This window comes from Clostridium sp. Marseille-QA1073 (genome assembly GCF_054863625.1).
Genome location: NZ_JBSVQM010000001.1, coordinates 95368 through 121097, shown reverse-complemented (window position 1 = coordinate 121097; position 25730 = coordinate 95368). Strand labels below are relative to the sequence as shown.

The following is a 25730-nucleotide window of genomic DNA, read 5'->3' as shown; positions in this document are numbered from 1 at the left end:
TAATTAATTAATATATAGATTTAACTACATATATAAAAATAAAATTTAGGAGGATTATATTATGACAATAAAAAATAAGTTAATGAATTTAATTTTAGTAGGGACAATTGGAGTTTCTTTACTTACAGGTTGTTCTAAGGATAATAATGATAAATTATCTAATTCAAATAAGGATATCAAAACAATAGGTATTACTCAGCTAGTAGAACATCCATCTTTAGATAAAGCAAGAGATGGCTTCATAAAAGCACTAGAAGATAACGGGTATAAAGATGGAGAAAATATAAAAATTAATTACCAAAATGCCCAAAATGACATTCCTACAACTCAAATGATTGCAAATAAGTTTGTATCTGATAAAAAGGATTTAATATATGCTATATCAACGCCATCAGCTCAAGCAGCTTATAATGTAACTAAAGATATACCTATTTTAATAACTGCTGTTACTGATCCAGTTGCTGCTGGCCTAGTAAAATCTATAGATAAGCCTGAAGAAAATGTATCAGGTACATCAGATTACATATCTATAGATAAAAATTTAGAATTAATTAAAATGTTTATCCCAAATGCTAAAACTATAGGTGTTCTATATAATACTAGTGAAGTAAATTCAAAGATACAAGTTGATACTCTAAAAGAGTATGCATCTAAAAATAATTATAAAGTTATAGAAAAGGGTGTTTCCTCTTCAATGGAAATTAGTCAAGCTATGTCTAGTTTAGTAGGTAAAATAGATGTTTTATATGTTCCAACAGATAACTTAATTGTTTCTTCTATGCCAATAGTTTCTAAAATTGCTACTAATAATAAAGTGCCAGTAATATCTTCCGAAGATGGTTCTGTCAAATCTGGTGCACTTGCATGTCAAGGTATAGACTATGAAAAATTAGGTTATAAAACTGGAGAACTTGCTGTTAAAGTTTTAAATGGTGAGGAAATATCTAATATTCCTGTAACTATATTAGATGAAACTCAAATAATAGTTAATGAAGATACTTTAGAATCTCTTTCTTTGAAAAAAATTGATGATAAAAACATAATATATATTAAAACTGACAAAAATTAATTGCTTACACATTCATTTATATAAATAATATTCAGTCATATTATATCTAGGCTCAGAATAAATACAAAAGTATTTTTAGGAATTAGTGTATAAAATAAAGTGTGAATTTTCCCTAAAATAGTAATTATTAAAAAGTTAGGATTGAACCACTGGGAATTCTCCAGTGGTCTTTTCTTGCATTCGAATATAGATATGCTTCTCATTTATGTTATATTCTAACCATTCATTTGCATTGCTGCTACTTAGATTAGGTTATTTTCCTAGTAATTTGTATCATTTTTGCTGCTACTCATAATCTTGGTTTGAATATTATTTCAATATATCCACTATCTATAAATTTATTCCTTGCGGATAGTAAAATAAGTTATATGGATCATATTTTTCTTTTACAGTTTTTAACCAGGATACATTATTGCCAAAATAACTATATAAATAATCAGGTATATTAATATCACAATAGTTAAGATACCCAAAGCCTGCATATGGAAGTAAGGAATTTCTTAAACTATTTACCCACCTAATTGTATCATTAGCATACATACTATACTTAAGAATCCATTCGGCATCAATTTCTATTAATACCTTAGCATGTCTATGAGGAAAAGCACTAGGCAAACCTTCATTTTCTGCAATCTTTCCTCCCAATAGAAGGAATCCAATGTCTATAGGTGGTTGTATAGGCGGCGAATTATCCAAATAGTCAAACATTATTTGACAAGGTTCTTTTCCTAATGGATTATATGCAAGTAATCCTGTAATCTTAAATCCTTTTGGTGTAGACACAAAACCTGGACTTTTCTGTACAAATTCCTTAAAACCAATATGTTTTGTTGTATAATTCATTTTATTAGGAACTTTTAATAAAACACTTAAAGCTTGTTCCATTTCTTTTTCCGTACTTCTTAATCCTACCCCATATAGTTCAATAATATCTTTAGTCATAGAAACCTTAATCGTATACCTATTATGTAAATGTTCCCCTACCTTTTGAAATGCTTGAATTACTTCATATCTACTCTTTTTAGGCCATTCAGCAGTCATTACTGTTACTTTAGAAATCGGATATACTTTAAAAGTAAGTGACACTACTACTCCAAAATTATTACTACCTGCTCCTCTTAATGCAGCAAATAAATCTTGATTTTGATATGAATTAGCAGTTATTATCCTACCAAAAGCATCTACTATTTGTGCTTCTACTAAATTATCGCATACTAGCCCATATTTCCTTTGTAAATAGCCAACTCCTCCTCCTAATGTAATTCCTGAAACGCCAACAAATCCACAACTTCCTCCAACAAATGCAAATCCATATTTATCTATCTTAGTATAAAGTTGCTCGTGATTATATCCTGCCCCTATTCTTACATAACCTGTGCTCGTATCTATTTCAAAATCAAGCAAATTAGAAACATCTATCACAACAGCATCATTTGCCACAGAAAATGATTCATAGTTATGACCACCACTTCTACAACGTATATTTAATCCTTGCTTTCTTCCCCAATTTACTGCATTAACTACATCTGTTATATTATTAGGATATACAATTACCATTGGGTAATAACTAAAATATAAATTTGCAGTTCTACGAACAATATTATAACTTTTATCTTCTTTAGTTATAACAAGTCCTGTTAAGCCCTCTATCATATTGATTTCCTCCAACCTTATTAACCATATAATGTTATAATATATGGTAATAACTTAGGAACTGTTCTTAACATATTTCTTATTATATACTCAACAACTTCTTTATAATGTTAGTAAAGGGAAACTTGAGCTTACCTTAGTTCTTATAACAATATTGCTTCGCATCACGCTCATAATACTTATAGTATATGAATTTAAAACTAACTTTCTTTATAAATTTTATAATATTCTCGCTCTAAAATGCTAAAATAAAATTGATCTACCCACTTACCTCCACATTTATATTCTTCTCTAAATACACCCTGTTTTGACATTCCTGATTTTTGCATTACAGATGCTGACTTTAGATTATCACAATGACACATACCTATAACTTTATGGGCATTTAATTCATTAAATGCAATTGATTTATAATTGAAGATTTTCCCTATTAAAAAATTATTTGAATTATACACTCTTGGACAATCCATGTTTAGACACAGAAACTGCTAAGATAATGCATATTAATAATCTTTTATTAGTTATATAAATGGATCCGGTTGATTATAAAACTTGTTCAAGTTTAACTAAACTATAGTCTGTTATTAAAATTATATATAATAACAACTACCATTACTAATGGAATTTTAAAAAGCTGACTACTGTTTAATACAGGAATCAGCTTTTATCTACTTAACTGGCTTTTTTAATATCCTTGATATAAGAATCACTTTAAATATAGATTCTCCTTATATTAATTGTTCTTCTTTGAAAGGTTATTATTTTCTGCCTTATTGTTATTCTCTTTATTATCTTCTACTTTATTAGATTTACCTTTATTCGAGTTATTAGATTTATCATTATTTGTTTCTTTAGTGCTCTCTTTTATTTTTTCACTACTATTTGTATCTTTAATATTCTCCTTTATTTTTTCACTATTATTTGTTCCTTTAGTATCATCTTTTATTTTTTCACTATTATTTGTATCTTTAATATTCTCTTTTATTTTTTCACCATTATTTATTTTTTCTTTATTAGCATTTGAATTATTATTTTTATTTATAGAGTTCTCATTATTCTTTTTGTTCTCTTGATAAGTACTTCCTTTGCCATTAGAGTTTGTAGTTTGTTTTACATCATCATTAGTTTTTGTTTTATCGTTTTCTTTCTTATCTTCCTCTTTTTCTTTAACCCTTTGCTCCTTTATCTTTTTCACAATATCTTTAACTGAAGAGTTTGCATATTCATCTAAAGTTGCTTCTGGCATTACTTGTTGAAGCTTCTGAATTAAATTTACTTTTCCAGGTGATATTCCTAATCTTTCAGCTGCTTCAAATCTTTCTTTATTAACATTTTCTTTTATTATCTCAGTATTTTTTATTTCTTCTTCCTCTAAGCCTTCTTCTGCGCCTATCTCTGCTTCGTCTAATAGTTCATCATTTGTTGAAGTAAGCATAACTGCATTTTCATCATCAACTATATAACCATTGTCCACTGCAGATTCTACTAATAATTTTATAGCTTCATTAACATTTTTATTCTTTATTTTTAATTCTTTACTTATACTCTCTCCGCCAGAATTTAATGCTTCTATCTTTATTACTTTGCTATACCTATTAGTTGTTAGTTTTATACTAGGATTTATATCAAGTGTTAAATAATCTTTTGGAGCTGCATAAGAATATCCAAAGCCACCTATTCCAAGCAATAAAATAAGTGACATTGCAAATACTATACCTTTTTTCATAATTAATCCCTCATTTCTTTCATATTCATCACCAATTTTTAAATTCATTTTATTTTTAACCTTTTTAAATCTACCTTTATTATCAATAACAATCATATGCTTATCATTTATCTCTACCACTAAGGCTCTTTTCATATCAAACCTCCAAATTTATGTATTCTCTTATATATTGGTAATCACCTAAAAGTATTATCAGTACTGATATTATATACTTTCGTGATCTTTCTATTGTTTTTCGGGGTATATTAGTATTTTTTTGAATTTTTGCTATTGGAATCTTATTATTTAAACATATTTCCTCAATAATATCTCTATTTTTTAATATGTAATTAATTATTTCATTATATTGTTTTCTAGTAGACTTCCATTTAGGAGAAGCTTTTATTAAATCCTTAAAAGTTATATTATATTGGGATAATTCACCAATTAAGCTTTCTATTTCAAGTTTTCTTAAATATAAAATGTCCTGTTTTTCATAATTTTCTATAGATTGGTTTAAGAAAAACTTGTCCTTATTTTCTTTATCTTCTTCTATAGATTTCTCATTTAATAATGTTTTATTTTTTCTATAATAATCTATCAATCTAAATTTTATAACTCGCTGAGCATATGAAAAGAAACTTCCTTTGCTTATATCATAACTTTTTATAGATTCATAAAAAGCCATAATAGCTATACTATATTCATCATCATTCTTTATATCAATATATCTCTTTAGGGATTTATTACAATAAGCTATAATAAATTGTTTATAGTCATTAATGAAAAGATTTATCCGCTCTTTATCATTCTTAATTATCATAACTTGTTCATTAATATTTTCTAACATAACTCACCTCCTTATAAATAATACGTATACCTAAATAGCATTTCTAGGGTACTTAAAAAAATATATTTTACTTTCCTGTTCATCATGATATTTTACATCTACTCCTATTTATATATACTAATGTATCTCTATATCAAACTTTATTATATTTTTTCTCTTTATAACCACTTATTAAAATAGATATAATGGTTATTATTTGCATATCATCTGCTTTAAATTTATCTAATGAAATCTTTAATTAATATAAAAAAAATACTATACTTAATAATATGTTAATTAATGACTACAAATAGAAAAGATTAGATTGAGGGGTTTGTATATGAACAAAAAAGATATACTTGAGTTAAAAAAACGTTTAAAGAAAGATTATTGTACCTTCACTAAAATGTGTGGTTGCTATGTTAATGGTGAAAAAAATATTATTTTAAATTTTAGAGAAACCTTTTTAAATTTAGAAGATGATGAGTACTTTAAATACTTAGAAATTGCTAAAAAAGTCTTATCTGGAACTGTTGGTAATAATATTTTAGAACTTAACTTTCCGCTCAATGAAAATCTTGAAAATGAAAAACAACTTTCTCTTATTAAGCTTAAAAAAAGCCAATTAAAGGATGATGCTTTGCTTCAAGATTTCTATAAATCCATTATAGATAGCTATGATTATACTGGTAATTTTTTAATACTAGTTTTTCACGATGCCTATGATGTTATTACTAAAACTACTGATAATGCTAAAATAGATGAATCTGAAGAAGTATATGAGTATATTTTATGTGCAATATGTCCTGTTTCACTTTCAGATCCTGGACTTAGATACTTTGAAGAAGAAAAGAAAATAACAGCACGTATTAGAGATTGGGTAGTGAATGCTCCAACCATCGGTTTTGTGTTCCCTGCTTTTATTGATCGTAGTTCAGATGTTAACTCTGTTATGTACTACACTAAAAATCCAAAAGACCCACATCCTGAATTAATGGAAAAAGCTTTAGGCTGCTTTTCAAAGCAAACTGCCAATATACAAAAAGAAACCTTCCATACAATTATTAAAGATTATATTGATACTGATGAAAAAAAAGCTGAGAAAACTTTTATGGAAATACAAGAAAACCTAAATACTATGATAGATGAATACAATTCAATATATGATGATGCAGATGCTGAACCTATAACTTTAACACAAAAAGACATACAAAATCTTTTAATAGAAAGCGGAGTTTCTGAAGAAGCTACTACTAAAATTGAAAAGTCTTATGTAGAAAACTTTGGTGAGGATCTGCCTTTAGCGGAGAATTTAATTGACTCAAAAATACTTAAGGCAAATGCTCAAAGAAAAAAGGAAGAACAGCTTAAAAAGCAAGTAGAAATTCTACAATATAAACTTGAAGAAGTAAAGAAAGAGGCATCTATGGATAAAGAAGCTGAGATTTCTAAAAAGAATGATGATGATAATGTGACTTTAGATGACGCTTTAGAAGATGATTTAACAAATGATTTAGATGATTCCTTAAATGATGTTTTTAAAAATGATTTAAATGATGCCTTAGAAGATAATTTAGAAGAATATCCAGATATAAATTCAGCAGATAATACCCTTACTCATGACTATGATGTTATACTTCAAGTAAAACCTGAAAAAATACCTCAAATAAAATCTCAAATAATTGATGGTCAAAAATGCATAGTTATTCCTATTAATGACAATGAACAAACTACAGTTAATGGCTTAGATGATTTGATTTAAGTTTTATAAATTAACAAAGAAAAGTAGCAAATCTTAAAAATAAAGTTTGCTATTTTTCTTTACTCTTTCTCATTTATTATAATGTTCTTAGCTTTTCCGTATAAATTAATTCTAACTTCTAACCTAATTTACTTGTGATACGTCTCTTCGTATCGATACTAAGTGAGGTTTTTTATTTTAACAATTTATGTATGTGATAACACTGGAAACATTAATTTATTTATTTTAAGTGGATTTTCTTTTTTACTTCTTACAAAGAGTGTAGTATCCTCTTCTTTTAATAATAATTCATCATAGCCAATAATATTATTAGGAGTAAACCCCATAACTACTTTCTTGGTTTTCTCATTCATCATTGCATTAATAATATTATCTAGCTTTACTTCTTTTCTACTAAGCACTTCTTGTAAATATAAAACATCTTCATCAAACTCACATATTGCTACAATATCATAATCTTCAATATAATATATATTATCTTTCATAAAATCTAAACAATAAAACATTACTAATGAAATATTATCTTTAACATGCAATTTTGACATAGATATTTTTTCAATTATAATATCTATTTTTACCCTTATATTCAAAAATTTTTATCATTTTTAACAACAACACTATATTTTATCATTATCATCTCCATTCTTTTGAGAAAGTTCCTTATATATAAAAATAGTTAGTAATACATATTTATATTACTAACTACTTTATATAATAATTAACCAATTCAATTTCATGACTCTTTTTAATAGTATATAAAATTCAACTCTTATATTTTTATTATTCATCTAATCCAGCAAAAATTTCTACAACATTAGGATCACAATGAGAGAAAAATGCACTTTCTGCTTTGTCTAATTTGACAATCTTATTCATATCATCCTCATCTAATTTAAAATCAAATATATTAAAATTCTGAATCATTCTTTCTTTATGCACAGACTTAGGAATAACAATAACACCTCTTTGAATTAAATATCTTAATGCAACTTGAGCTGTAGATTTGTTATATTTATCTCCAACTTTTTTTAGAGTTTCATTTGTAAAGATATTATTTCTTCCTTCTGCAAATGGTGCCCAAGATTCAATTTGCACCCCATATTTATCCATGATTTCTTTAGCCTTTACTTGCTGATTAAATGGATGTGTTTCAACCTGATTAATTGCTGGAACTACCTCATTAAACTTAATAAGATCTATTAATCTATCTGGATAAAAATTACTTACTCCTATAGCTCTTATCTTACCACTCTTATACATTTCCTCCATAGCTCTATATGTGCCATAATAATCATTGAAAGGTTCATGTATTAATACTAGATCCAAATATTTAAGTTGAAGTTTTTTAAGTGATTCCTCTATAGAAGTTTTCGCCTTTTCATACCCAGCGTTTGATATCCATACTTTAGTTGTAATAAATAATTCTTCTCTTGGAACGTTGCACTTCCTAATTGCTCTTCCCACAGCTTCTTCATTACCATATGTCTGGGCGGTATCAATTGAACGGTATCCTACTTCAATTGCATCTAATACACATCTCTCACATTCTTTCAGATCTTCAATTTGATAAACACCATATCCTAAAACAGGCATTTTCACCCCATTATTTAACGTTACATATTTCATATATTTCCCCTCCTTCCATAAACTATTTTTCATATATTTATTACTACTATTTGCTATTGTTGTTTATACCTTATTTTAGTTTATTTTCATATTTAAGAGCATGCTTTTCATTCTTATCAAGATAATCTTCCATCACAGAAATCAAATCTAATTACTCCAAGAAGCTCTTTACTCCCATAGTTAAAATACTTTTCCTTACTCAGTTTATTCATATTGGTATTTACATATCTATCGCTTGTCCAAAATGTTAAATTGGCTTGACACCTCGTGATATAATAAATAAAGCATTCGAATACGAAGGAGGCGTTCACATGAAAAAAGCAGGTAAAATTCTTTTATACCTTTACTTCATCGTTTTGATTTGGATATTGCTTTTTAAATTTTCAGTTTCGCTGAATGATGTACTTAATCGAGCATTTTCTGGTGAACAATTACGACATATTAACTTGATACCATTTGGAGCGTCAGGTGGCGTCAAAGAAGTTGTTTACAATATTATTATTTTTGTTCCCTTAGGTATTTTGATAGAAATAGTGAACAAAAAAAGTTCAATCGTTCAAAATGCCATCTATATTTTATTGTTTAGTCTTTTTATTGAAGTAAGTCAATTCATTTTAGCGGTCGGCGCTACGGATATAACTGATCTCTTGACTAACACTCTTGGTGGAATCTTAGGCATACTGATTTATACAAGTTTAAGAAAGGTATTCAATCCAGAAAATTTAGATAAGGTACTGATAGTAATAAGTATAGTGCTCTTTGTTTTAACTATACTATTCGTTTTATTTTTAGTATTTATTATTGGGGTTCGCATTAAATTTCTAGGTTAAACAAGACTCAGTTGTTACCTTTAAAGACGGAAGGAAAATTAAAACTCAGTAACGAATCATTATTGAATTTACGGCACTCTGCAGAAATGCAGGGTGTTTTTGATTTTAAGCAATAATATAATTAGCTAACTAAAATTATGATAAAATCATAGAAATATCAAATGAAAGGAGTTTGTCATTAAATTATGGTCATATTAAAATAGGGGAAAATAGATATATTACTTTAACTGCTTCATATGCCAATGCAATACAGAAAGCCTACGATATTTTAACAAAGGAAGTCTGCAATCCTCCTACCATTAAAAGCTTAAGTAAAATGGTATTTCTAAATGAACAAAAATTAAAAGCAGGTTTTTTAGCAAAATATCATATGTGTATTAGCTAATATACTAATTCCATTAAAATGACAATGGCAGAAAATCTATTAACTACAACAGAATTAAGTATTGATGAAATATCTAAAATGCTTGGATATAATTATAGTGGAAACTTCGTAAAAGTGTTTAAAAAGATTCATGGAAAAACACCACTAGCTTTTAGGAAAACAAAAGGTTAAAATAAAATTCTAAAACTTATAAAAAACCTCCACATATAATGCCGAGATTTTGTTGGTGGAGATGATGGGATACACTTCTTCACCAAGTATGGTTATTTATTGGCATTAGAAAATTGTTTCAGCAGTTATAGATACCTCTTCCTGCATAACACTTATCTATGCCATTTTTAATATTTGTTTAATATTAAAATTCCAATTAATTCTTTTCTAATTTTTGATTAAGAATTTTAATCGCTAATAAGTTATACATATTGATATTAGTTAAAATACTTAGTTAATTGCTCATTAGATAATCATCAATAATTTTATTTAAATTAGGCCTTTCTATCTCAGTGTCAATTAAATATTGTATAAAAAAGTTTTCTATATTCTCATCTTTGATTTTTGCTAATAATATAAAAATATCATACCATATATTTACAAACCAGTTATAGTTACAAAAATAAAATGCTAGTTCCTTAAATCTTGGATGTTCTAATGAAAATAGTGCTGTTACTAAGTTTAATGCTTCAGTATCAGTCATAGCAACCTTATGATTAACTATTTGGTCTAATCTTTCATTAGTAATTACGCCAGCCCAATGTATTCTTGCAACTGTCATAGCGTCTGGATAATATTTTTCAGATTCTAAAATATCCTTCTCCCATTCATATTTATCAAAATTAGTATTTACTTTTGATAAATATACTCTTGCCTCTTCGTCAGACATTCTGTTTAATTTAAATAGTTCTATTGTTTGCTGTAATGGTGTGATCATCTCATTTTCATATAAGTTAACACCATTAAATGATATTCCACCAAATTTCTCTCTGAGATGTTTACTTTTATACCATCCAGAATTAGCCGGAATGATAACTAATGTTTTTACTGGACGACATTCTAATGCAGCTGCAACCGCTTTATGATGACCATCAATGAGTGTACAAAGATACCCTTCAAGATAATATGCTATAGCTCTATAGTTATTATTTTTCCTATAGTATTCAGCTGTATCTCTATTAAACATTGTAGGAGGCTGAGAAGGAAGAATATACTTTGTCATTACCTCACTCCATAAACCATCACCTCCATATATAGGACAGGATGCTTTATTATATAAAGGAGTATTATTAACTTTCCAAAAAAACTGCCCATTTCCATCTGATGGGTATAACTCAACATCAATAAGTACATAATATCCTGTCCGAAGCAATCCTAATAATGGCTTTAAGTCCTTAAAAGAATGCTCCAATGATACAAATGGTGAATTAAATAATTTCCTCATTTCACGAATAGTATTATCGTCAGCCATATTTAGGCCATATCCTGCTGAAACAAGTTTTTCACAGGTAGGACAAAAATATTCATCTGAATGAAATTTAATTAAAGGAGTATTATCATAAGCAAGTGCTAACAATGCTTTATCTTCATAATTACCGTATTTATGACATAATAAACCTTTTCCATTTTTCACATAAAAGATTATTCCATTACCATCCCCCTCTTTTGTCCTTTCAATTATCTTCTTAACAGGTATTACTTCAATTTTTTCTTTATTAAAAAATCTTTTAAACATATAAAACCTCTTTAATATTTCTGCTAATATCCTCATAAAGCAAAATTCTTCTCACTTTATTATAAAACTTACTCTATATCATAAACATACACACCTATCCCCTTAGCACTTATGTTTTTATTTATTAACTTTTCAATTTCTTCCCACTTGCCACCAGCTAATCCACATCCGATCCTAGGCATATGAATAGTAGCGTTCAATTCTAATGCTTTTTCACCAACCTTTTCTAAGCATTTATCAACAGCTTCATATCTAATAGGTGGATCTGATTTACCTCTTCTTATACCTCTTTGTCCTATCATATTAGCAACATATATATCCTCAAAAACTTGGACAAATTGAACTTCTCCAAGTTCAAAATTAGTACCATCTTTATGCCACTTTTTATATTCCTTTTCAGGTTCACTCCATCTCTTAGAAACAGCTAGTACAAATCCTTTACCCCATGCACCAATATCATTACAGATATGGGCAATTATTTTATTTCCTTGTATGCTAGGAGTAGTAGCATCACCTTTCAAATATATGATCTCTTTTTTCATTTTGCCTTCCTCCAAATTATTAATCAAATAAGGTTTTCCAATACCAAAGTTCCTACTTCATATTTTTAGACCCTACACCTGAAATAAATTTTTCTATATCTTCTGTTAGGATGGCATTTGATTCTAATGCAACTGGATTTTCTCTACCTCTAGACAGTTTTTGTAATCCTGTTAATATATCAATAAAAATATATTACTTTTTCTTATTGCTATCCTAACACCTCTAATTTGTATAACTGCTAAGACTGTTGATAATTTGTAGCAGCTATATTACATTCTTCGCAGATAAAAGCATAGTGCATACCTTCGCCATATTCCACAATATCAGCCCAATTAACCTGCCCTATGAACTTCATATGCTTTGAGCATTTTGGACATTTAGGATATTCTGCATCTTGTATCCAGGTAGGATGCCCTCCAATTTGTGAAAATGTAGTTTCTAAAAATTGACTTGCTGCATGATAGCAGCTTCTCTTTACCTTTGACATGCCTATTAACTCTTTAGGAGTTATAGCTTCCTCATCAGTTGCATCACATAAATATTGCGGTTTAATATTTAATTTACTCCAATGTACAGCACCATTAGTATCAATATCAGTATATATAGTTCCATAGCAGTTACATACATGGCAAGTTGCTATATTCAATCTCACACCATTAAAATTCATAAACTCAAATAAGGAATCTGTTAAATCAAAACTAAATAAATTTACTAAATTTCCTCCACACCATTCACACTTTTTATCTTGTGACTGTAAAAGTAATACAGGTTCATCTTCAGTAGAATTTTTCTTTTTAATGGCATAACAATCTGTATAAAACAAATTTCTTCGTTCTCCATCTTCTGTTAACTCCCATCCAGCTTCCAAAGAGTATTCTTCTGGTGGAATATAAAGTTTATTTCTCCATTTAGGAGTATTCTTCTTCCATTCATAAAATAAATGTACAACTCTTTCATCACCAATCCAAGGTAAAGCTCTTAACATATGATTTAAACTTAAAGTATCTGAGCCTTTATTAACTTGTTCTATCAAATAATCTCTAACATCAACTGGAGCATCTTTAAATATTACTTCAGGATAACACTCATTCTCCTTTAATAATGCTCGTAAACATTCTTCAATTGCTGTATTTGTATAACATACAATTTCCAATAGTATGTCCTGAGCCATTTCTATATTTTCATCTTCAATTAGATTTATAACATAAGCCTTCATTCTTTCTATATCTTCTTTAGAAAGAGAAGTATACATTTCTTCAATACTTTTTTCATATTTCACATAGTTTTCTAATGGATTATATTTCTTAGGTATATGCATTATTTTTAAGATTTCAACAGGATCAGTTATACCATCATATAAGTTGATATCTTTCCTATTTTTCTTGATAAACTCTTCTTCCTCTTTTCTTTTTATTTTCTGATAGCATGGCATACAATAACCACCGGTTCTATCAATTGTTGTTTGCAAAATAGTTGCCTTACAACCTTCTTTAATACAAGGTATTCGCTCACTCAAAATTCTTCCTCTCTTTCTGTGCTATAACTTAAGTTAAATAAATCTCTATATGTGAATTTATTCATTTTTATTTGCTTTTCTAAAATTTATAATCTTTAACATCTATATTTCTAACTCTATTTTATAAGCAATTACATATATTTCAATGATATCATAAGTCTTAAGAAATATTAATCTATTATTCCTTATTATGTAAAAAGTTTCCATTACAAAATATCTTTTTAACTATATTAAAAACCACTTTAATGTTTACAATTTTATTCTAAACATTGAAGTGGCTTTCTATATTAACCTTAAAAAACCTTATTATCTTTTTCATTAAAGCTGGTTTTATAATACTTCTAACGAATAATATATTAAGATTGAGAACTAATTAAAACCAACCGTGATGATAAGAATTTTTTCACACCATAATCATCTCCCAAAGGACACTTTTCCTTTTATTAAAGATATGATATGTTATATAATGTCGAAAATTGTAGAGTGTTTTTAAAGGAGTGATTATTGTTGAAAACAGATAAAGTAACTGAAAAAGTAGTAAGAGGAAAGAAAATTTATATTGTAGAAAATCATCACGAAGTTATAATTCCATGGTCAGAATATGCCTCTAATAATGAAACTGCACCAGTATTATTAACTTTTGACCACCATATGGATACCCGTAGTGCATTTTACAGGCATTCTTGTAAGGTTGCTGGTCTAGAATGGAGACCTGTAAGAGATCAACTTATAGCAAATGCATATATAAATGAATCAAGTACAATTGCATCATCATTAGACAAGCTTTCCAATGATGAGCATATAGATTTTGCATTACAAACAGGGATGATATCAGACGCAGTAGTATTTAGCCTACTGAGTGCAGGTATTTGCAGAGATTATGCCAATAATAAAATATACTATATAGATCCTTGCTGCACTAGCAAATGTAAAAAAAGTTCACATGGCGATGAGTGCCAAATTTATGTATACGATAAGGTAATAGAAGGACCGGAACTATTGTTTAAATTAAATCAGATAAATAATTTTATACCTGGTTTTTTTATCTCGAATAGAATAAACAAGAAATTTATTTTAGATATTGATTTGGATTGTTTTCATACTAAAAAAGCTATCAATGCCGTGGACATGTCTGTTTTCAACTATTTAGTAAATAATGCAGAAATAATTACTATAGCAACGGAAGGATATTATGTTGAGTTAGAAAAAAAGGATAATGATATAAATGAGAATTATCTTTTAGAAAAGTTATTAGTACATATAGAAAATGCTATAGAAGGAATGGAAGGTAATAAAAGATTTAAATTCTCTAGATACAATAACACAAGAGAACTTATTACAGTATCTTGAAGAAGTCATTGTATTAGAGTCTATTGCTCCTAAAATCATAAGTGAGGTCAAGGGAAATAGATTTTCAAATTGAAAAGTCTACCCTCACTGTGAAAGCAAACTAACATAATATCCCTAGACCAAAATTTCAACAGGGTCAGTTATGTTAGCATACAAATTAACATTTTTCCTATTTTTCTTGATAAACTCTTCTTCCTCTTTTCTTTTTATTTCTTGATAGCATAGCATACAATAACCACCGGTTCTGTCAGCTGTTGTTCTCAAAATAGTTCCTTTACATCCTTCACTTCTACAAGGTATACGCTCACTCAAAATTATTCCTCTCTTTCTGTGGTATAACTAAATTTTAGTATAATCACTTTTATTCTCAAAAGCTGTTTACATTAATACAAAAGCAAATCCCCATATTACTCTTATGTTATCATCTTCTTATGAATTAAACTTCATCCCAACCCCTTTACTATTGGAAGTAATTTTTCTTCATAAATTTTTATTTTATCTAAATCTTTATTGTTTATAATACTTCATATTGGAATTATTATAATACAACTTCTTGACTTTCTACAAACATATCTGTTCTTGGAACTCCATTTTAAATATGTTATTATTATTAAAAGACTTTTTATTAATGTAGAGCAAGTAAAATCAATTTTAAAAATCACAGGAGATTTGTATGGAAAAACTTACTTTTGTAATGGAAAATTATTTAGAAGCTATCTATGAGTTATCTGAAGAAGGCAAAGGAGTTAAAATGACTCGTATAGCAGAAAAGCTTGGAGTAACTAAAGCCAGCACTAATAGCGCTATGGTAACTTTAGCTGAAAAGGGACTTATAACCAATGAAAGATATAAGGAAATATTTTTAACTCCCTTAGGCTTAGAAATAGCTAGATCTACATCTAAAAAGCATCACATTATTAAAGATTTCTTTATAAAAATTCTAAACATTGACAGTTCTATTGCAGATGAAGACGCTTGTGCTATAGAACATGTTATTAGTTCAGATTCTGTTTACGCTATGCAAAAATTTCTTTCAGAACATGAGAATAAATGAAAAAAAGCGTTCGGTGAACTCCTTTTTCTAATTCACAATTCACAATGCTCAATTCACAATTGTGGACATTTCTCAGCTGTCACTGAGAAATTTTAATTTTATTGTCTGTAGTTGCGAACAGTGTTCGCAAAAAAACTAGCATCCTAAAGTTGCTAGTTAGAAATCTATTCAAAGAAATTATTTTTCTAAAAAATAATTTCTACCCTAAATTGTTCATTAATTTATGTTGTATATTGTTTAAAGTTATCCTCAAGTTTAAAATTTTATAATTTCCTATAGAATAAAAAACAACGACTCAAAATTGCTTTAGCGATTTTAAGTCGTTTTTTTATTCTATTAGTAATTTCTCAGCACTCGCTGAGAAATATCCATAATTGTCCATTATCAATCGTCAATTTTCAATTGTAAAAAGGAGTTCAACGAACTCTTTTTTATCTTTACGATACCTGACTTCTATAGAGCATAGCATAAGTTCCTCCATAACGAATCAGCTCATCATGGGTTCCCGTTTCTTTAATGCCTGTTCTTTCTAGAACTACAATTTTATCTACATTACGGATAGTTGATAATCTATGGGCAATTACTATAGTTGTTCGATCCTTTGAAATTTCATCTAATGCAGCTTGAATTTCTTTCTCTGTTTTTGTATCAAGAGCTGATGTGGCTTCATCTAAAATAAGAATAGGTGAATTTCTAAGAATTGCTCTAGCTATGGAAATTCTCTGTTTCTGTCCTCCAGAAAGACGTACTCCACGCTCTCCTATTATGGTATCATAACCATCTTCTAAATTTTCAATAAAATCATGGGCATTGGCTGCCTTTGAAGCCTCAAGAACCTGCTCCGTAGTAGCTTCTTTCCAACCATAAACAATGTTTTCATAAATTGTTCCGTTAAATAAAAAGGTGTCCTGCAAAACCATGCTTATATTATCCCTAAGACTCTTTAAAGTTACATCTTTAATATCTATTCCATCAATTAAAATGCTTCCATTTTGAGGATCATAAAAGCGGTTTAAAAGGCTTGCTATTGTGGTTTTACCAACTCCAGTTGCCCCAACAAAAGCTACAGTTTCCCCCGGATTTACTTTTAAACTTATATTTTGCAAAACATTTATCTCATCATTGTAGGAGAAAGAAACTTCTTTGAACTCAACTTCTCCTTTAACCTTAGGCATTTTCTTTGCATTAACTTTCTCTTCAATATCTGGAACTTCATCCATAACCTCAAAGACACGCCTGCACCCTGCAAGTGAATTACCTGACATTTCCATAAGTCTTGAAAAGCTCTTTATAGGTCCATAAAACATACCAAGATACATAGAAAATCCTACAATATCTCCAATGTTAATTTCTCCTCTTGAAACCATAAATCCACCAAATATTATAACTATAACAGAACCTAAAGCGGTGAAAAATGCAAGAAGCGGGAAAGTGGTTTCAAAAAAGAAGCTTGCCTTTAAGTATGCTTTACTATGTTTTATAGAAAGATTCTTAATCCTTTTTTCTTCTCTTTCCTGTTGATTGAATATCTGTATTTCTTTAATTCCAGAAAAATTATCTTGAACAGTACCAGAAAGTTCTCCCCTAACCATAGAATTCTGCTTCCATATAGGAGAAAGATGCTTACTCTGCCAAAGAGTAATCATAATAAGAAAAGGAATAGTAATAAGGCTTAAAAAAGCCAACTTTACATTAATAGAAAATAATAATATCCCAACACCTACGAAAGTCAATATATTAACAACAAAATCAGGAATTACGTGAGCTAAAAGAATCTCTACCTCCATAACGTCATTAATAACTCTGCTAGTTAAATCTCCTGTACGGCTTTTATTAAAGTACTTAAGCCCCATATGTTGAAGCTTAGAGTAAAGTTCTGTTCTCATATCTGCAACATAATGCAAAGCTGCATGATGGTTTAAATATCCTGAAATAGAACTTCCAGCTGATTGAAGTACAGTTGCAACTAAAAGCATCAATCCTATTCGTAAAGATTGAGCTCCAAAATCACCGCTTCCTTCTGTTGCTATACTTGTAAGTTCTCTTAGGGCCCATGGATTATAAAATCCTGCTATGGTAGAAATAATAACGGCTATTAATGCTAATATTAAATAAATCCAATACTTTCTGGCTCCCATAAAAATACGTAAGGTAGTTTTCATATGCCCACTGCCTCCTTTTCCTTCAACTCTACATCCTCATTTTCATCTACAATATCATAGGTAATGCATACTGGACGATTACTCTTAGGTTCAATAACAACATCAGCATTGATATTGAAGGTTTTTCTAAGCACCTCTGGAGTCATAACTTCCTCAGGAGTTCCATGTTTTATGATAGCGCCTTTTTGAATAGCAATAATATAATCAGAAAATCTTGCAGCAAGATTTAAATCATGAAGTACCATAACAATAGTACACTTTTGATTACGGTTAAGCTCATATAAAAGCTTTAAAACCTCTAATTGGTGAGCAAGATCAAGATAAGTAGTAGGTTCATCTAATAAAATTAAATCAGTCTGCTGTGCTAGAGCCATAGCAATCCAAACCCTCTGTCTTTGCCCTCCTGATAAAGAATCAACTTCTCTTCTCTCAAACTCACTTAACTTAGTTGCATCTAAAGCCCATTTAACAATTCTTTTATCTTCCTCTGTAAGATTTCCAAAACCTTTTTGATGAGGGAAACGTCCATATGCAACTAACTCACCTACAGTAAGTCCACTTGGTGCAGTAGGAGTTTGAGGAAGTATGGCCATCTTTTTAGCTATTTCTTTTGTAGGTAATTTACTTACATCTTGCCCGCTTAGATGTACTACACCCTTCTTAGGCTTTAATATACGTCCAACTGCTTTCAAAATAGTTGATTTACCACAGCCATTTGCTCCTATAATAGAAGTTATCTTTCCCTTTGGTATCTGCATATTTAATTCCTTTACAATAAGAGCATCATCATAAGCTATATATAAATTTTTAGTTTCAATACTTTTCATACAATCCTCCTTAATTTGACTTTACTAATAGGTATAAGAAGTAAGGTGTAGTTAATACAGTAATAATAATTCCTGTAGGAACATCCGTTCCAAGACTTATAGTTCTAGTAATAGTATCTGATAATAGAATAATTATTGAGCCTACTAAAGATGCAGTAGGAATCAATAGTTTATGATTTGAGCCTACAAACTTCCTTGCCATATGTGGAGAAATCATTCCAACAAAAAAGAAGTTTCCACCTAAGGCCACGCTGCCTGATGATAGAGCAACAGCTGCTATAGCTAAACCTATGAATTCTCTCTTTACTGCTACTCCTAATCCTGTTGCAGTTTGATTACCAAGGTTTAAAGTATTCAAAGTACGAGATTTATAAAGTACATATAAAAATATAATCAATATCCAAGGTGCAAGAATAGAAATATACGTCCAATTATCTCCCCAAAGACTTCCTGCACTCCATCTTTGAATAAAATCCATCTGTTTTTCATCTAGCTTTAAAGTAAGTATCATAGTAACAGCACTATATCCACTTCCAACAGCCACACCTGTCAAAATTAATCCTGTAGGTGATATGCTTTTTCCTTTTTTATATGAAAGTAAAAATATCAACACAGCTGCTGTCATTCCACCTATAAAAGCTAAAAGGGGGAGAGCAATAGCTGAGGATACACTATCTACTTTAAAAATAACTACAAACAATAATACAAATAACCCTGAGCCAGAACTTATTCCCAAAGTTCCAGGACTAGCCATATCATTGCGAAGTAAACTCTGCATTACACATCCAGCTGTTCCCATACCAATACCTACAAGAATGGTTAATACAATACGAGGAAGACGAAAATCATATACTATAAGATTTTGTTTAGCTGTACCTTTTCCAATAAGAACATTAAAAACTTCTGAAGGAGAGAGATTCATTTTACCTGAGTTCACACTTATTACTGCCACAAATAGAAGTACAATGGTAAGTACCAAAATAATAGTTAAGCCACGTGAAACTGAATAGCCCTTTTTCTTCATTCGAATTCCCTCCTTTGCTTCCTTGTAAGATAAAGAAAATACGGAACCCCTATTACAGCAAAAATAATTCCAATGGGAGTTTCATAAGGCTTATTAATAAGCCTTCCAACTAAATCTGCTGCCACAGTAATCAAAGCTCCATATAATCCTGAAGCTGGAATTATGTATCTATAATCTACGCCTATAAGGTAACGGACAATATGAGGTACTATTAATCCTATAAAACCAACAGGTCCAACAACAATTACAGAAAGCCCTGTAAGTATTAAGACAACTACAGTAGAAATAGCTTTAACCTTCTTAGTATTAAGTCCAAGACCTATAGCTGCATCATCTCCAAGATTTAAAAGAGTAATTGAAGGTGATATAATAAGAGCTGTAATTATGCCCACAATAAAGAATGGGAAAACTATAGCAAGTTCACTCCATTTAGCACCTGCTGTTCCTCCAGCAGTCCAATAAGCTAAAGCATGCCCAAGCCTATATTTAATAGAAAGATATTGGCTAAAAGCACCAAATAACATTGATATAGAAATACCTGCTAAAACAAGTCTCTGTGGTTTCATGCCTCCCCTGCCAATAGACGCAATAAAATAAGTCATACCTGTAGTAACAGCTGCACCAATACATGCAAAAAGCATCATCTGTCCATAACTTCCACCAGGTAAAAATGCCATACAAAAAGCTATAGCAAAAGAAGCACCACTACTTATACCCATAAGTCCAGAATCAGCAAGAGGATTTCTTGTGGTTCCCTGCATTATAGCACCACATATGGAAAGGCTTGACCCAACAATTATATTAGCTACTATACGAGGAAGTCGGAGAGTTTGAATAATCTGGTGTTCAGTTAAAGAAGAGTCAAAATTAAAAATGGCTCCCCAAGCCGTAGACAAATTCATATCAGCAGCACCAAAAGAAATTGATGCCGCTGACATAATCACCAGCAAAACCACCCCTGCAATCATATAGATTGTAAAATTCAAAGCCCCTAATTGTCGCTTTTTATTATAGGTATTTTGCATATTTATTTTCCTTTCTTAATTAGAATTATTTAGCTAATGAATTTATTCCATTAACCATATAGTCAAGTTGTTCAGTAAGACTTGTAACATCAGAATAAAAGAAAAGTCCTTGATACTTTGCTGGAATTTCTATAACTCTTCCCTCTTTAACCGCAGAAATATTCTTCCAAATATCTGTTTTTGCATAATCAGATTCCTTACCTTCCTGCCTACACCATAGTATATAATCTCCAAAATACTCATGGGCTACTTCATAACTTATATGTCCACGTCCTTCTCCTGATTTTTCTATAAGGTCTTTAAGCTTGTCTGGATATTTAAGTCCAAGATATTCATATACTAAAGTACCACCTCTAGAGCCTGTTTCATAATATATGCCACTCCACTCACCAGTAGCTCCCCAGTCTTCCAAAATACTGAAAGTTTTACCTGCAAATGTATCACCTTTAAGAGTTTTCTTCGCATCCGCAAGTTTTTCTTCAAAATTAGAAACAGCCTTCTCAGCTTCAGTAGTACGTCCTGTAGCTTCTCCTATAGTTTTTATACGTTCAATAGAATTCATATCTCCCTCTGGAATAACAAGAACTGGAGCTATTTTGCTGAATTTATCAAAGTCTGCCTCATCATATGTAATAATAAGATCTGGTTCTAAATTCATCACCTCTTCCGGCTCCCACTTTTCAATTTTTGTAGAAGCTTTAAGAATATCATAAAAAGGCATACTTTCTTGTTCCCAAGCATTATATCCAACTAAATTTAACCCTAAACTAATAACATCTCCAACATACCAATTAGCAATAACACGCTTAGGATTAGCAGGAACTTCAATATCCCCTTTTACAGTAGATATAGTACGAACTGTTGCTTCTTCGTTCTCTGCATTTTTAGATGAAGAGCAGCCAGCAAAAATCATAGTAGTCATAAGTATTGCACAAAATAGTGACAAGAATTTTTTCATTTTATCCCTCTCCCTTATAAATATCTTATATTAATCAAATAGCACTAACGCCTGAGTTATATACGAATGTAAGACTAGTCTAACTTTTTAAAGCGTAGCATTTACAAATTCCCCTGTCAACATCTCAAAAATCCCCTTTTCAGAAGTCATATCCTATTAAAATAAGAGTAACTTATTGTTTTATAACAGTTAAATGAAAACACTTCTCATTATTTTGGATTGCAATTTAAATAAAATGGATTACACCTTATTGAAAATCTTTCTCAAATGATGCTATAATATTGTTACTTTAAATCAAAGAAAAAAGAGGGATAAAAATTTTATGGATGAATATAATGATTCTTCTTGGAGTGCTTTAGCAGATAAATATAATTTTGTTAAAAGGACCTATGGTAATGGACAGATTTATGATTTTCCTCCTCATTGGACAAATGGATGGATTGCAGAAATAAATGCTGCTAAAGGATTATTTGTTTCAAGTGCTTGGTTTACCCCAAGCGAACAGGTAGTACATACAATAAATTCAAGTAAACCTTTTATGATGATCTTTTGTATTGACTGTGGAGAAATAGTTTACTCATATCAAGGGAAAAAGAGACAAATTCTTCCTCCAATCACTAATTTAATTGTTAACCCTCAAAAACAATTTACTTTTACTTTCTCTAAAGATGTACATTATTGTTTTACCAGTGTTTTAATTTTTGATGACTTTATAAGACCTTTTCTCAAAGATCGTACCAATGCACCTAAAATCAGTGTTCAGGATGCAAAGCATTGGAAAACTCAACACTATAATACGCCTGATATAATGCTTATTTTAGAGCAAATTAGATGGGCTGTAAGAAATGCAGACATGCCTTTACTTGCTTTTGAGGGGATGACTTTGCATCTTTTATCTGCAATTGCTAGAAACTTTCCTGATATCCCTAAAAGAAGAAGCAGCCGTCGTCACTATGTTACTTGGGAAAATGAGCAGAAAATTTATCAAGTTAAAAATAAGATTGATGAAAATATTTTAAATCTTCCAGACACAATTGAACTATGTAGAATAGCTGGAATGAGCGAAAGTAAACTTCGCGAATCTTTTAAAAACCATTATGGAATTCCTCTTTATAAATATATTAGAATAGAAACCATGAAAAGAGCCATGCAGCTCTTATCTGCTGACCATCTAAGTATTCGTGCCATATCCGAACTATGCGGCTACAAAAATCCAGCCAAATTTGCTGCTGCCTTTAAAGCTGTCCATGGAATTACTCCTAGTGATTTTAGAAAATCTTTTAACTTATAAAAAATTAAGATACTTATATGCTATAAGTATCTTAGTTTTTTACTAACTTTCTAGTAGTTTATCCATAATATAATCTAACTGTACCCTGGATGAGTAAATATCAATATCAAAAAATAGTGTAAAATCAACAGGTATAACATGTCCTTCCTTAACAGCCGGAATTGATTTCCAAACTGAATTATTCTCTAGTTTCCCAACCTCTCCACTAAATATTATATAGTCTCCAGCGTAATCCTTAATTGATTCAAGAGAAATCTCTCTATATTGATCTTTTCCTATAATTTCACTCTGTATAACATCCAGTGCTTTAAATCCTAATTGGCTGTAAATTAAATCGCCTCCACGTCCCCATTTATCACCATACACCCAAATGCCTCCATTTTGGCTGCCTTCAAAAATACTGAATTTCTTATCCATGATTCCTTTGGAAGCTAATTGTTCCTTTGCATCAGTTATCTTTTCTTTAAAATCAGATAGCACCTTTGAGGCCTCTTCCTTTTTATTAAGAACTTCTCCTAAAAAGGTTATTCTCTCCTCCATGCTAAGAGTAGTGAAAGGAATATAAACTGTAGGGGCTATTTTAGAAAACTCATCAATCTTTTCTTCGCTTATAACAAGAATCAGATCTGGATCATATTGCATTATTTCTTCTGGTTCAAACTTTTCCCATACTGGCAGTCCTTCTACCTCTTTTTCATAAGCTTTACCCTCTGCATTATAAGTAGCAACTGGTTTAACTCCTAATGCCAAAATGTCACCCATCCCATAAGTCATGATAACTCTTTTTGGATTAGCAGGAACCTCAACATCTCCTCTTACAGTACTTACAGTACGAACAGCTTCCTCTTTAGTAGCATCCTTATCCGAAGAACAACCAGCTAAAATTAAAGTGGTCATAAATATTGTACAAAATAATGACAATAATTTTTTCATTTTATATCTCTCCCTTATAAACATCTTATTTCTAACCTGAATAACGCCTGAACCCCCACTATACAAAAATATAAGACTAGTCTAACTTTTAAAAGCGTAGCATTTACAAATTCTCCTGTCAACATCTCAGAAACCCCCTTTTCAGAAGTCATTTTCCACTAAAATAAGAGTAATTTATTGTTTTATAACAGTTAAATGAAAATACTTCTCATCATTATGGATTATAATTTAAATAAAATAGATTATATTTAAGTGGACATTTCTCAGCTACCTCCGAGAAATGTAAAATTGATTCTGTAGCGGCGAACAGTGTTCGCAATAATCACTAGCAATTTTACATTGCTAGTCAAAAATATGTTTTCAGAAATTATTTTTCTAAAAAATAATTTTTTCCTTAATTGTGCATTGTGCATTGTTTTAAGCTGTAACTTATATTCAAATATACATTAAAATTTAGAGTAGTTTATCTGTAACAGTACATACTAAAATGTTCCTTTTATAGAATCTAACAACTGATAAATAAAATTAAGTAAGTACTAGGACAACATCTGCTAATACTTGCTTTTATTATTATTTCTTTTACTTTTACAGGAAATGTCTATAGTTTTGTGTGAATTGAATATTTAAGTCTGGTAATATAGTGGAGAGTTCTATTTATTTCTTGTTGGACTTTTAAAAAAGTATACGTTCACCCAAAATTATTCTTCTCTTATAATGTATAAATCGCATATTTATAACAAACTAATATAGTAAATAAGTACTAAAGGGTGAGGGTATGACTGACACAGAAAAAGCCTATATAGCAGGAATAATAGACGGTGAAGGTAGCATTATGCTAATAAAATTTCATAATAATCAATATCCAGCTCCTTGTGTTAGTATAAGTTCTACTACTATTGAGATGCTGCAATGGATAAAGAGAAAAACTAAAGTAGGAACTATAAAAGCAAAGAAAAATTATAATAAGATTAATCATAAAGATTCTTATACTTATACTGTAAAATATGACGATGCCATAGAACTATTAAAGCAAATTCAACCTTATCTAATAATAGAAACAAAGAAAAAACGAGCAGAATTGATATTGACTAAATATAAAAAAGTAACTCCTAGAAATGGTAGGTACAATGAAGAAATGAAGGTTAATAAAGAAAGGTTCTATGAAGAATTTATTAGTATAAAATAAAAAATTCACCATATTTTTATGGTGAATTTTTTCTATGGTGAAGGCTAAGTACGAGCCTTTTAAGATCACTACTCTACTAATAATATTTAATATTATTATACCTCTAACTATTGCTCATATTTCATTATTTATCACATTATACTAATGCTTCGTAAACTAATTTTATAGCTTCACTCGTAAGATTGTTATATAATTTTTTGCATTCTAAATATTTTTAGCTACTACATAGCAAAATAAAATGTATTCACACTTTGTTAATAACCACGAGGACTTTTG

General features: G+C 29.7%; 23 protein-coding genes and 1 pseudogene. 8 read left to right on the top strand and 16 right to left on the bottom strand.

From position 1 onward, the window contains the following. Positions 1-61 precede the first annotated feature (61 nt). Positions 62-1069, top strand: a complete 1008-nt coding sequence (locus tag ACY1IQ_RS00555) for an ABC transporter substrate-binding protein (protein ID WP_461612114.1) — start codon at positions 62-64, stop codon at positions 1067-1069. 330 nt (positions 1070-1399) lie between these two features. On the opposite strand, the gene ACY1IQ_RS00550 is transcribed toward ACY1IQ_RS00555, so the two are convergent. The 4 genes from ACY1IQ_RS00550 to sigI all read right to left on the bottom strand — a co-directional run bounded on the left by ACY1IQ_RS00550 (position 1400) and on the right by sigI (position 5277). Then, positions 1400-2722, bottom strand: a complete 1323-nt coding sequence (locus ACY1IQ_RS00550) for an FAD-dependent oxidoreductase (RefSeq protein WP_461612113.1) — start codon at positions 2720-2722, stop codon at positions 1400-1402. A gap of 200 nt (positions 2723-2922) precedes the next feature. Next, positions 2923-3192, bottom strand: coding sequence for a GNAT family N-acetyltransferase (locus ACY1IQ_RS00545; protein ID WP_461612112.1), 270 nt, complete (start codon positions 3190-3192; stop codon positions 2923-2925). A 263-nt stretch (positions 3193-3455) separates the two neighbouring features. Beyond that, positions 3456-4583, bottom strand: coding sequence for an anti-sigma-I factor RsgI family protein (locus tag ACY1IQ_RS00540; RefSeq protein WP_461612111.1), 1128 nt, complete (start codon positions 4581-4583; stop codon positions 3456-3458). A gap of 1 nt (position 4584) precedes the next feature. Next, positions 4585-5277 (bottom strand): RNA polymerase sigma-I factor, encoded by a 693-nt coding sequence (sigI, locus tag ACY1IQ_RS00535; protein WP_461612110.1) that lies wholly within the window; start codon positions 5275-5277, stop codon positions 4585-4587. Between the two features lie 319 nt (positions 5278-5596). Between sigI and ACY1IQ_RS00530 the strand changes: the two genes are divergently transcribed. Continuing rightward, positions 5597-7018 (top strand): DUF4317 domain-containing protein, encoded by a 1422-nt coding sequence (locus ACY1IQ_RS00530; protein WP_461612109.1) that lies wholly within the window; start codon positions 5597-5599, stop codon positions 7016-7018. A gap of 185 nt (positions 7019-7203) precedes the next feature. Here the strand turns inward: ACY1IQ_RS00530 and ACY1IQ_RS00525 are convergent, their stop codons facing one another. Both ACY1IQ_RS00525 and ACY1IQ_RS00520 read right to left on the bottom strand, forming a co-directional pair. Beyond that, positions 7204-7563 carry a hypothetical protein gene (locus tag ACY1IQ_RS00525; protein ID WP_461612108.1) on the bottom strand — a complete coding sequence of 120 codons (360 nt, stop codon included), beginning with the start codon at positions 7561-7563 and terminating at the stop codon, positions 7204-7206. 235 nt (positions 7564-7798) lie between these two features. After that, positions 7799-8644 carry an aldo/keto reductase gene (locus tag ACY1IQ_RS00520; RefSeq protein ID WP_461612107.1) on the bottom strand — a complete coding sequence of 282 codons (846 nt, stop codon included), beginning with the start codon at positions 8642-8644 and terminating at the stop codon, positions 7799-7801. A gap of 311 nt (positions 8645-8955) precedes the next feature. Between ACY1IQ_RS00520 and ACY1IQ_RS00515 the strand changes: the two genes are divergently transcribed. Then, positions 8956-9474 (top strand): VanZ family protein, encoded by a 519-nt coding sequence (locus ACY1IQ_RS00515; RefSeq protein WP_461612106.1) that lies wholly within the window; start codon positions 8956-8958, stop codon positions 9472-9474. A 178-nt stretch (positions 9475-9652) separates the two neighbouring features. Beyond that, a pseudogene (locus ACY1IQ_RS00510) lies at positions 9653-10030 on the top strand (helix-turn-helix domain-containing protein); the annotation flags it as partial. A gap of 274 nt (positions 10031-10304) precedes the next feature. On the opposite strand, the gene ACY1IQ_RS00505 reads toward ACY1IQ_RS00510, so the two are convergent. From ACY1IQ_RS00505 to ACY1IQ_RS00495, 3 genes are all read right to left on the bottom strand, one after another. After that, the gene (locus ACY1IQ_RS00505) at positions 10305-11585 is read right to left on the bottom strand and encodes a hypothetical protein (protein ID WP_461612105.1); all 1281 of its coding nucleotides are present in this window, start codon (positions 11583-11585) and stop codon (positions 10305-10307) included. A 68-nt stretch (positions 11586-11653) separates the two neighbouring features. Continuing rightward, a complete protein-coding gene (locus ACY1IQ_RS00500) occupies positions 11654-12127 on the bottom strand; it encodes a macro domain-containing protein (RefSeq protein ID WP_461612104.1) in 474 nt (157 codons plus the stop codon). Positions 12128-12366: 239 nt separating this feature from the next. Then, the gene (locus tag ACY1IQ_RS00495) at positions 12367-13644 is read right to left on the bottom strand and encodes a DUF1963 domain-containing protein (RefSeq protein ID WP_461612103.1); all 1278 of its coding nucleotides are present in this window, start codon (positions 13642-13644) and stop codon (positions 12367-12369) included. Between the two features lie 507 nt (positions 13645-14151). On the opposite strand from ACY1IQ_RS00495, the gene ACY1IQ_RS00490 reads away from it, so the two are divergent. Then, complete coding sequence (locus ACY1IQ_RS00490) at positions 14152-14994, top strand: UPF0489 family protein (protein WP_461612102.1); 843 nt, start codon at positions 14152-14154, stop codon at positions 14992-14994. 114 nt (positions 14995-15108) lie between these two features. On the opposite strand, the gene ACY1IQ_RS00485 is transcribed toward ACY1IQ_RS00490, so the two are convergent. Then, positions 15109-15306 (bottom strand): hypothetical protein, encoded by a 198-nt coding sequence (locus ACY1IQ_RS00485; protein WP_461612101.1) that lies wholly within the window; start codon positions 15304-15306, stop codon positions 15109-15111. 361 nt (positions 15307-15667) lie between these two features. Here ACY1IQ_RS00485 and ACY1IQ_RS00480 point away from each other — a divergent pair, with 361 nt between their 5' ends. Continuing rightward, on the top strand, positions 15668-16048 hold the full coding sequence (locus ACY1IQ_RS00480; protein ID WP_039632927.1) for a metal-dependent transcriptional regulator: 381 nt from the start codon (positions 15668-15670) through the stop codon (positions 16046-16048). 437 nt (positions 16049-16485) lie between these two features. On the opposite strand, the gene ACY1IQ_RS00475 is transcribed toward ACY1IQ_RS00480, so the two are convergent. From ACY1IQ_RS00475 to ACY1IQ_RS00455, 5 genes are read right to left on the bottom strand one after another with little or no spacing between them, the layout of a single operon-like run. Beyond that, positions 16486-18210 carry an ABC transporter ATP-binding protein gene (locus tag ACY1IQ_RS00475; protein WP_461612100.1) on the bottom strand — a complete coding sequence of 575 codons (1725 nt, stop codon included), beginning with the start codon at positions 18208-18210 and terminating at the stop codon, positions 16486-16488. Continuing rightward, positions 18207-19037 carry an ABC transporter ATP-binding protein gene (locus ACY1IQ_RS00470; RefSeq protein ID WP_461612099.1) on the bottom strand — a complete coding sequence of 277 codons (831 nt, stop codon included), beginning with the start codon at positions 19035-19037 and terminating at the stop codon, positions 18207-18209. The genes ACY1IQ_RS00475 and ACY1IQ_RS00470 overlap by 4 nt, the downstream gene beginning before the upstream one ends. Before the next feature lie 10 nt (positions 19038-19047). Next, positions 19048-20061, bottom strand: coding sequence for a FecCD family ABC transporter permease (locus ACY1IQ_RS00465; protein ID WP_461612098.1), 1014 nt, complete (start codon positions 20059-20061; stop codon positions 19048-19050). Beyond that, complete coding sequence (locus ACY1IQ_RS00460; protein WP_461612097.1) at positions 20058-21086, bottom strand: FecCD family ABC transporter permease; 1029 nt, start codon at positions 21084-21086, stop codon at positions 20058-20060. The genes ACY1IQ_RS00465 and ACY1IQ_RS00460 overlap by 4 nt, the downstream gene beginning before the upstream one ends. Before the next feature lie 25 nt (positions 21087-21111). Continuing rightward, positions 21112-22044 (bottom strand): ABC transporter substrate-binding protein, encoded by a 933-nt coding sequence (locus tag ACY1IQ_RS00455; protein WP_461612096.1) that lies wholly within the window; start codon positions 22042-22044, stop codon positions 21112-21114. A gap of 322 nt (positions 22045-22366) precedes the next feature. Between ACY1IQ_RS00455 and ACY1IQ_RS00450 the strand changes: the two genes are divergently transcribed. After that, the gene (locus ACY1IQ_RS00450) at positions 22367-23335 is read left to right on the top strand and encodes a helix-turn-helix domain-containing protein (RefSeq protein WP_461612095.1); all 969 of its coding nucleotides are present in this window, start codon (positions 22367-22369) and stop codon (positions 23333-23335) included. A 42-nt stretch (positions 23336-23377) separates the two neighbouring features. Here the strand turns inward: ACY1IQ_RS00450 and ACY1IQ_RS00445 are convergent, their stop codons facing one another. Next, positions 23378-24268 carry an ABC transporter substrate-binding protein gene (locus ACY1IQ_RS00445; protein WP_461612094.1) on the bottom strand — a complete coding sequence of 297 codons (891 nt, stop codon included), beginning with the start codon at positions 24266-24268 and terminating at the stop codon, positions 23378-23380. Positions 24269-25043: 775 nt separating this feature from the next. Between ACY1IQ_RS00445 and ACY1IQ_RS00440 the strand changes: the two genes are divergently transcribed. Beyond that, a complete protein-coding gene (locus tag ACY1IQ_RS00440) occupies positions 25044-25454 on the top strand; it encodes an LAGLIDADG family homing endonuclease (protein WP_461612093.1) in 411 nt (136 codons plus the stop codon). The last annotated feature ends 276 nt before the right edge of the window (positions 25455-25730 follow it).

What these genes read in the sequence shown, in the direction of transcription:
- ACY1IQ_RS00555 (WP_461612114.1), top strand. Translation starts at nt 62, where the DNA reads ATGACAATAAAAAATAAGTTAATGAATTTAATTTTAGTAGGGACAATT.
- ACY1IQ_RS00550 (WP_461612113.1), bottom strand. Translation starts at nt 2,722, where the DNA reads ATGATAGAGGGCTTAACAGGACTTGTTATAACTAAAGAAGATAAAAGT.
- ACY1IQ_RS00545 (WP_461612112.1), bottom strand. Translation starts at nt 3,192, where the DNA reads ATGGATTGTCCAAGAGTGTATAATTCAAATAATTTTTTAATAGGGAAA.
- ACY1IQ_RS00540 (WP_461612111.1), bottom strand. Translation starts at nt 4,583, where the DNA reads ATGAAAAGAGCCTTAGTGGTAGAGATAAATGATAAGCATATGATTGTT.
- sigI (WP_461612110.1), bottom strand. Translation starts at nt 5,277, where the DNA reads ATGTTAGAAAATATTAATGAACAAGTTATGATAATTAAGAATGATAAA.
- ACY1IQ_RS00530 (WP_461612109.1), top strand. Translation starts at nt 5,597, where the DNA reads ATGAACAAAAAAGATATACTTGAGTTAAAAAAACGTTTAAAGAAAGAT.
- ACY1IQ_RS00525 (WP_461612108.1), bottom strand. Translation starts at nt 7,563, where the DNA reads ATGTCAAAATTGCATGTTAAAGATAATATTTCATTAGTAATGTTTTAT.
- ACY1IQ_RS00520 (WP_461612107.1), bottom strand. Translation starts at nt 8,644, where the DNA reads ATGAAATATGTAACGTTAAATAATGGGGTGAAAATGCCTGTTTTAGGA.
- ACY1IQ_RS00515 (WP_461612106.1), top strand. Translation starts at nt 8,956, where the DNA reads ATGAAAAAAGCAGGTAAAATTCTTTTATACCTTTACTTCATCGTTTTG.
- ACY1IQ_RS00505 (WP_461612105.1), bottom strand. Translation starts at nt 11,585, where the DNA reads ATGTTTAAAAGATTTTTTAATAAAGAAAAAATTGAAGTAATACCTGTT.
- ACY1IQ_RS00500 (WP_461612104.1), bottom strand. Translation starts at nt 12,127, where the DNA reads ATGAAAAAAGAGATCATATATTTGAAAGGTGATGCTACTACTCCTAGC.
- ACY1IQ_RS00480 (WP_039632927.1), top strand. Translation starts at nt 15,668, where the DNA reads ATGGAAAAACTTACTTTTGTAATGGAAAATTATTTAGAAGCTATCTAT.
- ACY1IQ_RS00475 (WP_461612100.1), bottom strand. Translation starts at nt 18,210, where the DNA reads ATGAAAACTACCTTACGTATTTTTATGGGAGCCAGAAAGTATTGGATT.
- ACY1IQ_RS00470 (WP_461612099.1), bottom strand. Translation starts at nt 19,037, where the DNA reads ATGAAAAGTATTGAAACTAAAAATTTATATATAGCTTATGATGATGCT.
- ACY1IQ_RS00465 (WP_461612098.1), bottom strand. Translation starts at nt 20,061, where the DNA reads ATGAAGAAAAAGGGCTATTCAGTTTCACGTGGCTTAACTATTATTTTG.
- ACY1IQ_RS00460 (WP_461612097.1), bottom strand. Translation starts at nt 21,086, where the DNA reads ATGCAAAATACCTATAATAAAAAGCGACAATTAGGGGCTTTGAATTTT.
- ACY1IQ_RS00455 (WP_461612096.1), bottom strand. Translation starts at nt 22,044, where the DNA reads ATGAAAAAATTCTTGTCACTATTTTGTGCAATACTTATGACTACTATG.
- ACY1IQ_RS00450 (WP_461612095.1), top strand. Translation starts at nt 22,367, where the DNA reads ATGGATGAATATAATGATTCTTCTTGGAGTGCTTTAGCAGATAAATAT.
- ACY1IQ_RS00445 (WP_461612094.1), bottom strand. Translation starts at nt 24,268, where the DNA reads ATGAAAAAATTATTGTCATTATTTTGTACAATATTTATGACCACTTTA.
- ACY1IQ_RS00440 (WP_461612093.1), top strand. Translation starts at nt 25,044, where the DNA reads ATGACTGACACAGAAAAAGCCTATATAGCAGGAATAATAGACGGTGAA.